We start from the raw sequence: 13692 nt of genomic DNA, 5'->3' as shown, positions 1-13692 counted from the left end.
GAGTTTGTTTGCTGGCCGAACGGTCATCGCTTACCGCCCATAACGCATTACTCTTACTCAATTAATTTGTAGTTTGGCTCCTGGCCCGTCAGCTAGGAGCCATTTTTTTGTGCCCCCAGTTTTGCGACCCCAATTTTGCGTCTCTTGGGCAAATTCGTAAGAATAAAACTACTCCCTATTGCGGCTGAGCCTATGCCCTGCCAGTTGTGCCAGCGTCCCGTAGATGATCTCACCGAACACCACTTGATGCCGCGCCAATACACCAAGCGTCGCCACCTGCCCACTAGCGAGACGGTGCTGCTGTGCCGCCCCTGCCACAAACAGATTCACACCCTGTTTGACAATCACACCCTAGCCAAAGACCTGAATACGTTAGAGCAGCTACAGGCAGAACCCAGGATCCAGAAGTTTGTCGCCTGGGTTCGAAAACAGCAGCCCCATAAGCGGGTGAGAAGCTATCGATAGCGAGCGATGCTAGGTTCTAGCCCTGGCCGTAGTAGTCTCGGCAGGGGTGGTTGGTTTGCCATTGTTGTGGTGCACCACCAGCACTGAGCAGTCGGCATGGTGCATGACGTAGTTGCTCACGCTACCCAGCAGCAGTTCGCTCAGGCCCCGGCGGCCGTGGCTGCCTACCATGATCAAATCAGCGCCCCAGGAGTTAGCCACACTACAAATGGTGGCGGCGGGTTCCCCAGATATCTGAGTAAATTCGGCGCTGACGCCCGCCGACTGGGCGCGATCGAGTTCTTGCCGTAGTTGGGCAATGCCCTGGGCCTCAAATTCTTCCCAACGTTTTTGGTAGAGTCGCCAGGTCGAGTCTTCCAGCACGGGGTAATAGGCCTGGTACGAGCGAATGGGAATGCCGGGGCTACCCTCTTCGTAGGCCGAAAGCACGTGCACGAGCATGAGGTTGGCCCGAGTGGCTTCGGCCAGGTCGAGGGCTTTTTGAAACACCTCGTGGCGGCGGGCAGAATTGTCGAGAGCAACCAAAATTTTCTTAAACATAGCGGCGAGTCTCCTGTTTTACAGGCCCGCGTTTTAGGCTCTCTGTTTCACGTTTTTGGGATGCAGCGATAGAGACAGTGATGGAGCCAGGCCAGGGGCGATGCGGCTACGCCTCTATTATAAAAAGCCCTATAACCCGGCAGGGTTAGCCGTAACAATGCCTTACGGTGAACGGCAAAATTGGGTTGGGGGCTTCACTGTTCTTAAGGAGCGATTCTCCTTTGGAGAGGCTGCGCCAACGCTCTTCTGAGCCGGTCTTTGACCATCACGCCAAAGCTTCTTTAACAGCTACTAACCCTTTAGCGGATCGAGGACTCCTTGCCTAATGGCTACGGTGTTGCAGATAGACCGGCATTCTATCTACGGGGTAAATCAGCAAATTCTGTTTCAGGTTTTCCACCGACGATCGCCCATTGACTAGCTCCCAGTCAAAGTGCCGCAGCAGCTGGGCCAGCATTAGGGTCGATTCCAACATGGCCAGGTGCTCACCCAGGCAGCGGTGGGGACCAGAGCCAAAGTCAATCATCGGTGGGGCTGGGGTCTGGCGGTTTTCGGTGAGCCAGCGATCGGGCCAAAACTTGTCGGGCTGGGGATAGGTCTCGGGGTCGCGCCCGGCCCCCAGCATTGACCAAAATACGCGCGCTCCGGCGGGTACTGTGATGTCGTCAACCACGATGTCTCGGGTGGCTTGCAGCGAGGTTGTGCCCGACGCAACGGAATAAAGCCGCAGGGTTTCTTTAACGACTCCTTGCAGGTAGCTCAACTCTTTGAGGCTGGCCAGCGTGAGGGTGCCCTGCTGGTCAAAGACGCGATCGACGGTGGCCTGAGCTTGCTGAAACACCGAGGGGTTGAGGGCCAGCTCGCCCACCGCAAGGGACAGGGTGTGGGCGGTGGTGTCTGTGCCGGCGATCAGCATTTCGACAATCTCGGGCAGCAGGGTGGCGCGGGTGTAGCGGGGCTCTTTGGCGGCAATTTTGACCAGCATCGACTGTTGGAAGAGTGGGCTGGCTTTCTCTAATGCAACGGAGTCGCCATCGCGTAGCTCTAGTGCCAGGTCGAGGCGCGATCGCAAGCAGTCTTCCAGATAGCGGCGGGCGGCCCAGTAGTCTTTGCTGGCCTGGGTTGGCAAATATTTTCTCCAGGCCTTCTCACCGACGGCCATCCGCAAGAACCGATAGGTCAAGACCGCCATGGCGTCGTAGGTCGGCTCAATCTCCAGGGGCGGCCCTTCGGGGCTGGGCTGGCTGGGGTCGATAGGAATGCCCAGCACCAGAGCCGCAATCACCCGCATGGTCAGCTCCACAAACAGCGGATCCATCGGCACCGGCTCCCCCGGCGGGGTGGCTTGCAGCTGGGTCAGAGTCTGCTGGCAGGCTTGATCGACTAGGGTCATATAGTGACTCACGCCACTGGAGCTAAATTCTGGGTTCCAGGCCTTGCGTCGCCACTGCCATTCGGCCCCATCCTTCCCGATCATGATCGGCCCCATCAGATCGTTCCAGGCGCGCTGCGACTGGCCGGTGCGCACAAGGCTGCCGTCGCGGGTGCCCTGCACAATGGTGCTGTCGATCAGTTTGGGCTGGCTGAGCACCAGTACTGGATAGCCGACCCAGTAGACATACTTGGGGCCAAGTTCCTTAGACCAGTCAAACAAAATTTGAAAGAGCTGCCGATTTTTGACCGCCCCTAGCAGTTGGGGAATGTTGCCCAGCAGCCAGTGCTGGGGCGGAGAGGGGAGCGATCGTAGCGACTTAAAGCGCTGTTGCTTAGCCCATCGCTGCCATGTCAACAGAGCGATCGCTCCCAAGCCCAGTGGCAGCCAAACAAGCGGAGCACCCAACAACTGAGTCATAGGAAGTACCCGCAAAGGACAAAGATGCGCCGATTATACAGGCCTAGGTTTAGCTGTCTAAACACGATGATCACACTTAATTGAAGACGCGTCTGAGTGCAGGAATACGGCTCAGCAAAACGTAGTCCAGCAGCAGCACAACGACCAGTGAAAGACCAATTAGGGGAAATATCAGCCCCAGAACTGCAACAATTGCCAATGGAATGCGCCAGTTTTGTACATAGGCAGGCATGGCCGGAGCGCCGATTAGCCCAGCCTCCTGGGGCCGACGCTGCCACCACATCACAACTCCGGTGATGGCCAGCAGCATCACAATCAACGCTGCCACCAGCATGAGCAACTGATTGGCGAACCCAAAATATCTCCCCATGTGAATGGCCGTTCCCATCTCCACGGCTCTAGGAACAAGACCATAATCTTGCCAGCGCACATCGGCCAGCACGGCACCGCTGTACTGATCAACATGCATGGTGACTTCTTGGGTTGGATCAGGCGGAAAAGCCGAGATCGTGAATACTCCGGTCTCTCCTGCCGGCAACGTCACATTAAAGCCAGGGGGCGCACCTTTGGCCTGGGCTAGGGCGATCACAGCGTCAAGGCTAATGGGAATGCCAGAGGCCAGGCCCATCTGAGCCGGTGTTGACTCGCTATGGTGACCCGAATGATCGGTTTGGCCCGAGGGAGCAGATTGGGGTATGGGTAGCTGTTCTACGGCCCAGGGCACTACCTGACCTCGCTGGTTTAACGAGCCCGTCAACACAACTGATTGGGGGATGTCATCCCACATTTGGGTAGGAAACTGGCTCGACACTTGGGCAAAGGTGTCTCCCCAAAAACCCGTCCAGGGTAAGCCGGTAAGGATTAGAAACCCAATTAAAAGAACGCCATAAAACCCCGGCACGGCATGTAAATCTCGCCAAAATATCCGTTTGTTTTGGCTCCAGAGGCGCGGGATTAATGTGCCCAAGACAGCAAACTTTTGGCGCGGCCACCACAAATACAGCCCTGTGATTAACAGTACTAAACCCCAACAGGCGGCTAGCTCAACTAAATAGTCACCTAGCTTGCCAATTAGTAACTCGCCATGAATCTTTCGGGCGATCGCCTGTAGGTTGTTGTCCTCATCGCGATCGCCCAAGATCTCGCCGCTGTGAGGGTCGACGAATACCATCAGATTGCGCTCATTCGCCGTTGTTACCAACACTTCAGTACTGCGATTTGCGGCAGCAGGAGGCGTAACCTGATTAATTACAGCTGCAGGATACGCGCTTTCGACGGACTGTACCTGCTCAACGTAGGGCAGGGTCACCAGGTCAGGCTGCACAAACATGAGGTTGTTGTACATGGCCGCATCTAGCTGGGGCTTAAACAGATAAACAATGCCCGTCGCGGCCAGGATCACCATGAAGGGAATCACAAACAACCCAGCATAGAAGTGCCAGCGCCACACCGTGCGATAAAACCGATTGCCAGGCGATAGAGCTGCTGGAGATTGCCTTACAACCAGGTTGGAGGGATTCATGCCGGTATTTGCCCAAAGTCAAGACTCCGATTAACATGCCTGATGCGCAAAGATGTTGTCAAAAGACACGGTGTCAACTCCTTGCACGCCATCCGACATGAAAAACCCCGCTTCAAAACAGGTAGCCCGTGGGGGCGTTGCACTGCAATGCCCCTACCAATCAGCGGTTAGCCAAACAGGATTAGCCAAACAGAATTCGGTATTACACGTTGTTATTCTTTCAGCAGCACCTCATCACCAAACTGCTTTAGCCCCAGCCGGGGGGATGCTAAACCCAAGCATTCAAAAGATCAGCCGTTTAGCTTTTCTCTAGGGGAAACTGGAGTGGACGCACCATAGTGGCCAGAAGGTGTTCGATTACAGCCGATAGATCTCTACACAGACCGGTATGCACCCGTGAGGTTTGAATGATCGTGCTGCGGGGGGCAACCAGCCAGCCAAACCGTTCTCGCTGGGGCAGTTGACCAATGACGCCCGCCTGGATTTCGCCAGCGCAAATGATCGGGATAGTGTTTAAATAACCTTCGACTGTTTCTAAGTCTAGGGTAGGGTCAAGGGCCAACAGCCGTTGCGGAATGAGTTCAATTTTGGCTTCGAGGAATTTGCGCGTCGAGCATGAAACAATCACACCTACGTTGACAAACTCTTCTCGCTCAACCTTAGGTACCACCCGAATAATGGCGTAATCATAGGTGACCTGATCGTGCACGAATGGCCTCCTCTAAGAAAGCGTGGGGTGGCTCTAGCCGCTTCAGCAGATACTCAATATAAGCCTCGCGATGGTGTTGGCTATCGGTAAACGGAGAACCCTCCAGCAGCCAGGGCTCTGGAATTAGGTTGACGATGCCAGTAATGAGCTCCGGCGTTAGCTGGGCTGTCATGGTGGCATCGACCTCTGTTAGCTGACTAGCAAACCGCAGCAAAACGTGATCTTTGATGCCGGGGAAGGGGGTGCGGCTGCGCTCTAAGTAGTTGTTCCAGCTGTGATGAAAATAGAGGGCAACACCGTGATCAATCAGCCAGAGGCGGCGGTGCCACATCAGCATGTTGGTATTGCGGGCGGTGCGATCGATATTGGTGACGTAGGCATCGAGCCAGACAATGGCCGAGGCCAGGGCGGCATCGGGCTGTTGGGCAACGGGGTCAAAGGTGATGGAGCTGGGCAGGTAGTCGAGGGCCAGGTTGAGACCTACACTGGCTCGAATCAAATCTTGAATTTCGGGGTCGGGTTCGGTACGGGCCAGTTCAGCATCAACTTCGATCAGGACAATTTCGGGCACCAGCAGGCCGACGGCCCGCGCAATTTCTCCAGCCACGAGTTCAGCAATCAGAGATTTGACCCCCTGACCGGCACCCCGAAACTTCAGCACATACATGCCATCATCGTCAGCTTCCACAATGGCGGGGAGAGAGCCTCCCTCCCGCAGGGGAGTGACGTATCGGGTGGCAACAACGGTTCGCAAATGGATTCTCGGTTACAGAGCCTCAGCCCATTTTAGTGGAACCGACCGTCGCGATCGCCCCAGGCAAGGGCTAGCGCAAAAAGGTATTGAGCGATTTGCTCAGGCTGAAGGGGTAACGAATGCAGGCGCTAAGGGCGATCGCCCGCTGGCTCTAGTCCCTACCCAGCTCGCCCGGTCGGGTAATTGCCGTAACCACCATCTGGGGAAAAATCAGTCATTATAAATAGGCGTAGTAGTGTCTTTGTACCGTTGACCCATGGGCGACTTCAACATTCAGGCTCCCTTTGAACCTGCGGGAGATCAGCCAAAGGCGATCGCGGGCCTAACCAAGTTTCTGCAAGACAACACCAAGTACCAAACCCTGCTAGGGGCCACGGGCACGGGCAAAACCCACACCATCGCCCGCGTCATCGACAACATTGGCAAGCCCGCCCTGGTGCTAGCCCACAACAAAACCCTCGCCGCGCAGCTCTGCAACGAGCTGCGCGAATTTTTCCCCGACAACGCCGTCGAGTACTTCATTAGCTATTACGACTACTACCAGCCCGAGGCCTACATTCCTACCACCGACACCTATATCGCTAAGACCGCCTCGATCAACGACGAGATCGACATGCTGCGGCACTCGGCCACCCGCTCTCTGTTTGAGCGCAAGGACGTGATTGTAGTCGCTTCAATCAGCTGCATCTACGGTCTAGGGATTCCGTCGGAATACTTAAGAGCCTCGATTCCGCTGCACGTGGGCATGGAGGTTAACCAGCGCCAGGTGCTGCGCGATCTGGCCTCAATTCAGTACGAGCGCAACGATTTAGACTTGGGCCGAGGCAAGTTTCGGGTCAAGGGCGACGTGCTGGAGATCGGCCCCGCCTACGAAGACCGCATCATCCGCATCGAGTTCTTTGGCGACGAGATCGACGCCGTGCGCTACGTTGACCCCATCACCGGGGCCACCCTGCAAAGCATGGAAGGCATCAGCATCTACCCGGCCAAGCACTTTGTCACCCCCGACGATCGCATCGAAGAGGCCTGCCAGGCGATTAAAGATGAGCTGCTAGAGCGGCTAGCGGAGCTGGAGAAAGAGGGGAAGTTACTGGAGGCCCAGCGCCTAGAGCAGCGCACCCGCTACGACCTGGAGATGATCCGCGAGGTGGGCTACTGCAACGGGGTGGAAAACTACGCCCGCCACCTGGCCGGTCGTCAGGCGGGAGCGCCGCCAGAGTGTCTGCTCGACTACTTCCCCAAGGACTGGCTGTTGGTGATTGACGAGTCCCACGTCACCATTCCCCAAATTCACGGCATGTACAACGGCGATCGCAGCCGCAAGATGGTGCTAATCGACCACGGCTTTCGCCTGCCCAGCGCCGCCGACAACCGCCCCCTCAAAGCCGAAGAATTTTGGGAGAAGGTGAATCAGTGCGTCTTTGTCTCCGCTACCCCTGGCAACTGGGAGATGGAGATCTCAGGCGGCAAGGTGGTCGAGCAGATTATTCGTCCCACTGGCGTGCTCGACCCGGAGATCTTTGTGCGCCCTACAGAAGGCCAGGTGGATGACCTGCTGGGCGAAATTAAGGAGCGGGCCGCGCGCCAGGAACGGGTGCTGATCACCACTCTGACCAAGCGCATGGCCGAGGACCTCACCGACTACTTCGATGAGCACGGCATTCGCGTGCGCTACCTGCACTCCGAGATCCACTCCATTGAGCGGATTGAGATCATTCAAGACCTACGGGAAGGGCTCTACGACGTGCTGGTAGGGGTCAACCTGCTGCGGGAGGGGCTCGATTTGCCCGAAGTTTCCCTGGTGGCGATTTTGGACGCCGATAAGGAAGGGTTTTTGCGGGCGGAGCGATCGCTGATTCAAACTATCGGCCGCGCAGCCCGTCACGTGCAGGGGCAGGCGATTCTTTACGCCGACAACTTGACCGACAGCATGGCCAAAGCCATTAGCGAAACCGAGCGCCGTCGCGCCATTCAAACCGCCTACAACGAGGAGAACGGCATTACGCCCACCTCGATTATTCGCCGCAACAGCAACTCGATTCTGTCGTTTCTCGAAGTGTCGCGCCGCCTCAATGCCCACGAGCTAGAGGAGGTTTACGAGCACAAAGAAGAGCTACCCCTGGAAGAAATTCCCGAACTGATTGGCCAGTTTGAGAAGCAGATGAAAGAGGCGGCGAAGAACCTCGATTTTGAAGAGGCGGCTAAGTTTCGCGATCGCATCAAATCCCTGCGCGATCAGCTCTTGGGTAAGCGATCGTAGAGCATCATCCCTGGCGATCGCTTAGCTCAATGCCCTGTAATCAGGAACAGAGTTGCTGGCGAAAAGATTCAAAGCCCCTCTCCCAAGATTGGGAGAGGGGTTTGGGGTGAGGGCATCAAGGCTGAGAGAAGCCTTTTCGATCTACTGAGGCTTACTCAATCAGCAGGGCTTTGGTCAGAATGACCATCCAGGTTGGGATTTGCTGAGCGGTTTCATCTTCGCTGGGCGATCGCGACCGTCATTGGGCTCGGCGCGCAGCCGTAGGCGTGGAGGATTTTGTGGTGCGATCTATGGTGGCCAAGCTGCCGTAGAGCAGACGGCGCACGCGCTCAGGGCGGTGCTGAGGTTCCGCAGAGTGAAACGGCGGCAAACTAGACGCACCGCTAGCGTCGGGTTCAAGGTACTTAAACATCGGTTCTGTGTTCCTTACATGGTCAGTCTGCTGAGTCATTGGTGAAGTGAGATCACAGAGTCCCCAAAAGTACCCTCAAGGGTAATACCACCGCTGAGTAGCATGTTCCATATTGGATATAGAAACGAACCAACGAAAAGCTTCAAACTCGTTGGATGCCTAGAGAGTTACTTGCTGAGAACTCACAGCATTCGGTTGTTTCTGTGATGTCGAGTGGGTTGGCAAAGGCTACTCAACATTACAACAACTCCCTTGCCAGAATTAGGAGAAATACAATGGCATCTCTATTCATAAAATCACTTACCTGCAACGAAACCGAAGATACCTTCGGCTCGGATGAATGCCTTCTGGAAGTGTTTACTAACGCCGGGCGCAAAACTTACCGAGAGACTATGAACAACGGAGAAGTCTTCGAAATTAACGACGAACTCCCGTTCACCGTCCGAGCTAAGGTCAAATTATGGGATTTGGACTTGGGACGCTGGCCCGACTACAACGATCATCTCGGTACTGTTGTAATTCGTGATACTCCAGTACAAAACTCCACCGCCAGTTTCACACTTGATGGTGCCGACTACGTCCTTACCTATGACGTGAAACCCTAATTTTAGGGTGTAGTTAACCAGGGCGCATGTCACCTTGAAAGGTGCTTGACTGGAGTGTTAGTGCAACGAGGTGGCTGAAAGTTTACATATCAAACGTTTCAGCCTATGAGTAAATGCTCTCTTTCAAAAGTGGCATGCTCCCCTTAATCATTGCCATGCAGCAGATAAGCAAAAAGTTTTAGTACTGAGTTTTAGGTTACTTGTCGCTTCCGATCGCAACTATAAGGAGAATAAGATTATGATTCGCACCAAGCGCATTGAAGCAGGAGATTGGAGAACCGTTGAAAACTTTTGGAATGCCAATGGAAAGGCCTTTTTCAAACTTCCTGTCGGTGCTTCAATCAAAGTCCGTTATGGCGTGGGTTTTTTAGGATTCGATAGCCAAAAACAGACTCTTGACGGCTTAGGCTATAAACAATTGTCAGTTGGGACTGGCTCGATCGCACGCGCCAGGATGCAAGTCAAAGTGTCTCAAACCACAGATATTACCTATGACGTCTATGGCGGCGGCGTTGCTGTTTCAACCCCAGAAATTCCTTTTTAGGTAGAGCTCCAGCGGTAATGATGGGTTTGTTCAGGCGATCGCTTAGCACCCCAATCATGCCAACGCTACACCATCCGAACAGTAGATTTGTGCGGACAGCCAAGGATGGTCATAGATGCACCTACCCAAAAGGACATCTTGCCGTGGGTGGGCGGAGGGCAGGTGGAGCGACAGATTGACAGCAGGTGGCGTAGAAGGGTGGCCGCCTAACCACCCTTCTACAACCCGCTTCTCGATCCCCCTTAGGCCCGCTGCCCACACATCAGGCGTTGTTCTGCTGTCACCTGACCGTACATAGTTTCTAGGGCAGAAATGTTGTCCTTCAGGGTGTAGCGCTGGAGCACCCGTTCGCGGGCCTTGTGCCCCAAAAGCTGAGTGATTTCGGGGTGGTCGCGCAGAATCGGCAAGATGGTTTGTAGCTGAGTTGACACCCGCTGGGTATCGAGCACAATGCCCGCCCCCTCCGCCAGCACTTCGCCATCAGCTCCGGCATCGGTGGCAATGCAGGCGGCACCACAGGCCATTGCCTCTAGCAGCGACAGCGACAGCCCCTCTACCAAAGACGGCAAAATAAACCCGTCCGCCGCCCGCAGGATGTCGATACGGCGCTGCTCGTTGGCCAGGTAGCCCAACCAGATAATGTCGTCTTCGTCGCCGTAGTAGCGCTTCAGCGACGCCTCTAGGGGGCCGCTGCCGACGATTGCTAGCTTGCAGTCAGGCCCCATATCGGCCTGCCGCCAGCCCCGCAGCAGGGCCTCAACATTCTTCTCTAGCGAAACGCGCCCCTGGTAGACAAATAGCTGGCGGGCGTAGAGATCGGCCTTGACGGCCGACGGTCCCGGCGAGTAGCGGCGGGTATCGACCCCATTGGGAATCACAACCAGCGTGGCGTCGGGCACCCCGAGCTTAGTCAACAGATCGCGCTGGAGTTCTGAGAACACGATGACGCGATCGTAGTTGGCCAGACAGGGGGCGTAGAGCTGATAGGTGAGGTGCTGGGTGCCCGAGGTCAGGCTGCGCACCCGGCGATCGAAGGCGGGGTGAAAGGTGGCTACCAGGGGAATATTTAGCTCAGCACAGATCTCGGGCAGCCGAAAATCCAGCGGCGACAGGGTGAGCGAGGCATGCACCAGGTCGGGCCGAATTCGCTCTAGTGCCTCTGCCAGCAGCTTGCCTGACTTCAGCGAGGGAATAGTGAGAATCTGCGACTTGAACAGAAAGGGCAGCGGCACTTCCTGCGATCGCTCCGCATAACTGCCCAGGTTGTGACCATCCTGAGACTGGGCAAAATGGAGAAAAGTCACTCGATGGCCGCGTTCAAGCAACGCGTTGGTGACCTCTCGGCCATAGGTGACGTTGCCGCAAAAGGGCGATTTCTTGCCAAGCCACGCGATGTGCATGCTGTCCAGCGTTATCCGTTAACAACCTAAACCAGCGGCAGCAGAATGCCGCCGCGATTCGCGCAACGTTTGGGAACCGACTCGGAACGAGTATCCGTTCCGGAACCGCCCAGCCCATAGCATCAGCCCGCAGATCTGTACTTTGGTAAAAAAATGAAATCTAGCCTGGGGCCTGGGTCTTTCTCATTGCCGTATCGGCAATATACCAGGTTACTACTCCCCCTAAGCCTACCAGGGTTCCCATACCGACAAAAACGTTGGCCAAACCTAGGTGTGCTTCTACCACACTGGCCAGGGCCAGGGGCAGGCTCAGGGCAATATTGACCATGTTGTTCTGTAAGCCAAACACCTTGCCGCGCATGGCTTCCGGCGTTTTTTCTTGAATCAGGGTCTGCATCGGTATGCCGACGAAGGCACCACAAAGCCCCAGGGTGGCAATAATCGCCATAGAGGCCCACAGTTGCTGAGTTGTCCAGGCCAAGGCAATCAGGCACACCCCCATCCCTAAGGCACCCCACAAGCTCAGGTAGCGCCTCGGAAACCGCGGTCCAAAATTCCCTACTAGCACAGCCCCTAGGCCCAGGCCTAGGCCACCTGCCGCCAGCAAAAAGCCAAACTGCGAGGCCTTAAGAGCAGGAATGGTCTCCGCCAGCCGCACCGCCAGCACCGCCAGGGCAGCGAACACCGACGACAGCAGCACCAGCTGAATGATGGCCACCCGTACCTGCACCTGCTCCCCTAGGTAGCGCCAGCCGTCTTTGATATCAGCCCAAAATTGAGATATATCTTCGTGGGCAGCGGATAAATTCTCTTTTCCGGGATCCATAGTCATTAGGCATAGCCCGGCCACCATGTAGCTCAAGCCGACCAAAATGGCTGGGCCGTTGTTGGCTATACCTAAAGCCAGCATCAGGCGATCAGCTAGGGCCAGCAGCGGTTCTCCCACGGCAAACCCTACGATCACCGAGGCCATCATGGTGGTGGTATAAAGCGAGTTGGCCGAGAGTAAATCCCCCTCGGCCACAATCAGGGGAATGATCGACTGCTCTGCCGGAGCAAAAAACTGGGTCAGGGTAGAGATCAAAAACGTTACGACCAGCAGCAGCAAAAAGGCCACAGGCAGCCCCAGCACCGGTCCCCAGCTCGCTGTCAGCCAAATTCCTAGGGGCAGCGCGATTACTAGGCCACCGCGCAGCAGGTTAGACCACACCAGCACCGGGCGCTTGCGCCAACGGTCTACAAACACCCCCGCCAGCGCCCCAAACAGCACCGCCGGGATGGTAAAAGCAATCATCACTGCCGACACCCAGCCGCTGATGGTCTGCCCGGGGGACTCAAATCGAGCGGCGATGATGGCAATCATCAACACCAAATAGACTTTATCGGCCAGCTGAGAAAAGAGCTGTCCAGTCCACAAAATTAGAAAGTTGCGGTTCTGAAAAATGGCCCGAAACCCATTCTCACGCTCTGGCTCAGCGGTCTCAGATACAGGAGCAGCAGGCAAAGTGGCGGTTTGGGTTGTGGAGTCTGCCCCATCGCCCAAGTCGGTGCCATGGCCAGACCCTCGGTCCTCTCTCTTGGGCAAATGGTTTGCCTCGGTGGCTTCTGTATTAGCTTCAAACTCACGGAGCATGGGGTAACCAACGAACCTGGGCACTGGGCGGCGCAATATCCAGCAGTTTAAAGGGTAGCTAAACAGACATCAACTAAAGCCGCCGACCGAATGGGACGTTCAAAGTAGTTCTCAGTATATTCTCGCAGAAGCCGCTCGACTCGTGCCCACAGCTGCTGGGTTTTTCCGAGTTGGGGATCTTGGCTCTCTAACCCCATGGGCAGGGTAGACAAAATCTCCGGCTTGGTAAGCTGCTGGAGCAGAGCTACATCGGTAGCGGTGAGCAGCAAGGGTCGCTTGGGGGGTTGACCGTAGCGGCCTTGCCCTTCACCGAGCTGAGTGGCTCCGTCGGCCTTCACTAGCCCCCCAGCTTCGGAACTGAATTCTACTCGCCAGGCGGGGTCGAGCAGATTGGGCACAATCTCGACCCGGCTGAGGGTACAGCGATGCACCTCTGGGGCTACCCCGTCTAGGGCCAGCAGGTGATATAGCCCGTGGCACAGGGCCGCCAGCACTGCCCCGGATGACGCTGTCTCAAGTCGTTCTAGATGTTCTACAAAGACATGAAACAGATCGCTTTGAGGCGAGTCACTGAGGGCCATCAGCAGCACAACCTCCGCTAAATACTGGCTGGCTGTCAGCCGTGCTAATTGCCGACTCAGTCCAGGAAAGGTGCGCACGGTTTCAGCTTGAATGAGCTTGTCGAGACGCTTGCCCTTTACTACCAGACATTCGTTGATAACAAATAGATCGCTGCGGCCGCCCAGCCGCGACTGGTGCTTGCGCGACCCCGGTGCCACCGCCCGCACCAGCCCAATCTCAGGGGTAAGAATGGTGAGCAGGCGATCGGTTTCCCCTAGGGGCATGGCCTTGAGGTTGATGCCAGTGGCTTTGTAGGTTTGGCTCATAGGGCAGTACAGGGCTAGAGCCTTAGCATAACGCTCTGGCCAAGAAAGGCTCGGCCCGACGCAGGGTGGGTAGCGTAAAGGGCGATCGCTCGAAGAGCAAAGCTAAAAC

General features: G+C 56.0%; 13 protein-coding genes. 4 read left to right on the top strand and 9 right to left on the bottom strand.

Annotation, left to right across the window (positions count from 1 at the left end):
• Window positions 1-192 precede the first annotated feature (192 nt).
• Complete coding sequence (locus NC979_RS08510; RefSeq protein ID WP_190514704.1) at window positions 193-465, top strand: HNH endonuclease; 273 nt, start codon at window positions 193-195, stop codon at window positions 463-465.
• 9 nt (window positions 466-474) lie between these two features.
• On the opposite strand, the gene NC979_RS08505 is transcribed toward NC979_RS08510, so the two are convergent.
• From NC979_RS08505 to NC979_RS08485, 5 genes are all read right to left on the bottom strand, one after another.
• Window positions 475-1005, bottom strand: coding sequence for a universal stress protein (locus NC979_RS08505; protein ID WP_190514703.1), 531 nt, complete (start codon window positions 1003-1005; stop codon window positions 475-477).
• Between the two features lie 322 nt (window positions 1006-1327).
• On the bottom strand, window positions 1328-2857 hold the full coding sequence (locus NC979_RS08500) for a cytochrome P450 (RefSeq protein WP_190514702.1): 1530 nt from the start codon (window positions 2855-2857) through the stop codon (window positions 1328-1330).
• A gap of 76 nt (window positions 2858-2933) precedes the next feature.
• Complete coding sequence (locus NC979_RS08495; protein ID WP_190514701.1) at window positions 2934-4379, bottom strand: PepSY-associated TM helix domain-containing protein; 1446 nt, start codon at window positions 4377-4379, stop codon at window positions 2934-2936.
• A gap of 298 nt (window positions 4380-4677) precedes the next feature.
• Window positions 4678-5088 (bottom strand): DUF3037 domain-containing protein, encoded by a 411-nt coding sequence (locus NC979_RS08490; protein WP_190514700.1) that lies wholly within the window; start codon window positions 5086-5088, stop codon window positions 4678-4680.
• A complete protein-coding gene (locus NC979_RS08485) occupies window positions 5066-5842 on the bottom strand; it encodes a HipA family kinase (RefSeq protein ID WP_190514699.1) in 777 nt (258 codons plus the stop codon). The genes NC979_RS08490 and NC979_RS08485 overlap by 23 nt, the downstream gene beginning before the upstream one ends.
• 256 nt (window positions 5843-6098) lie before the next feature.
• Between NC979_RS08485 and uvrB the strand changes: the two genes are divergently transcribed.
• Window positions 6099-8102: an excinuclease ABC subunit UvrB gene (gene uvrB / locus NC979_RS08480; RefSeq protein ID WP_190514698.1), complete on the top strand. Its 2004-nt coding sequence runs from the start codon at window positions 6099-6101 to the stop codon at window positions 8100-8102.
• A gap of 238 nt (window positions 8103-8340) precedes the next feature.
• Here the strand turns inward: uvrB and NC979_RS08475 are convergent, their stop codons facing one another.
• Entirely contained in the window at window positions 8341-8514 is a 174-nt protein-coding gene (locus NC979_RS08475) for a hypothetical protein (protein WP_190514697.1), read from the bottom strand.
• A gap of 275 nt (window positions 8515-8789) precedes the next feature.
• On the opposite strand from NC979_RS08475, the gene NC979_RS08470 reads away from it, so the two are divergent.
• Together NC979_RS08470 and NC979_RS08465 are read left to right on the top strand one after the other, a co-directional pair.
• Entirely contained in the window at window positions 8790-9119 is a 330-nt protein-coding gene (locus NC979_RS08470) for a hypothetical protein (RefSeq protein ID WP_190514696.1), read from the top strand.
• A 238-nt stretch (window positions 9120-9357) separates the two neighbouring features.
• Window positions 9358-9663 (top strand): hypothetical protein, encoded by a 306-nt coding sequence (locus NC979_RS08465; RefSeq protein ID WP_190514695.1) that lies wholly within the window; start codon window positions 9358-9360, stop codon window positions 9661-9663.
• A 242-nt stretch (window positions 9664-9905) separates the two neighbouring features.
• Here the strand turns inward: NC979_RS08465 and NC979_RS08460 are convergent, their stop codons facing one another.
• The 3 genes from NC979_RS08460 to recO all read right to left on the bottom strand — a co-directional run bounded on the left by NC979_RS08460 (window position 9906) and on the right by recO (window position 13583).
• Window positions 9906-11063, bottom strand: coding sequence for a glycosyltransferase family 4 protein (locus tag NC979_RS08460; protein ID WP_190514694.1), 1158 nt, complete (start codon window positions 11061-11063; stop codon window positions 9906-9908).
• A gap of 160 nt (window positions 11064-11223) precedes the next feature.
• Complete coding sequence (locus NC979_RS08455) at window positions 11224-12720, bottom strand: MFS transporter (protein WP_431191041.1); 1497 nt, start codon at window positions 12718-12720, stop codon at window positions 11224-11226.
• Window positions 12721-12743: 23 nt separating this feature from the next.
• The gene (recO, locus tag NC979_RS08450; protein ID WP_190514692.1) at window positions 12744-13583 is read right to left on the bottom strand and encodes a DNA repair protein RecO; all 840 of its coding nucleotides are present in this window, start codon (window positions 13581-13583) and stop codon (window positions 12744-12746) included.
• Window positions 13584-13692 lie beyond the last annotated feature (109 nt).

Source organism: Leptolyngbya subtilissima AS-A7, assembly GCF_039962255.1.
GTDB lineage: Bacteria > Cyanobacteriota > Cyanobacteriia > Phormidesmidales > Phormidesmidaceae > Nodosilinea.
The sequence above is the reverse complement of the archived record's forward strand: the minus strand, read 5'-3'. Positions and strand labels throughout refer to the sequence as shown.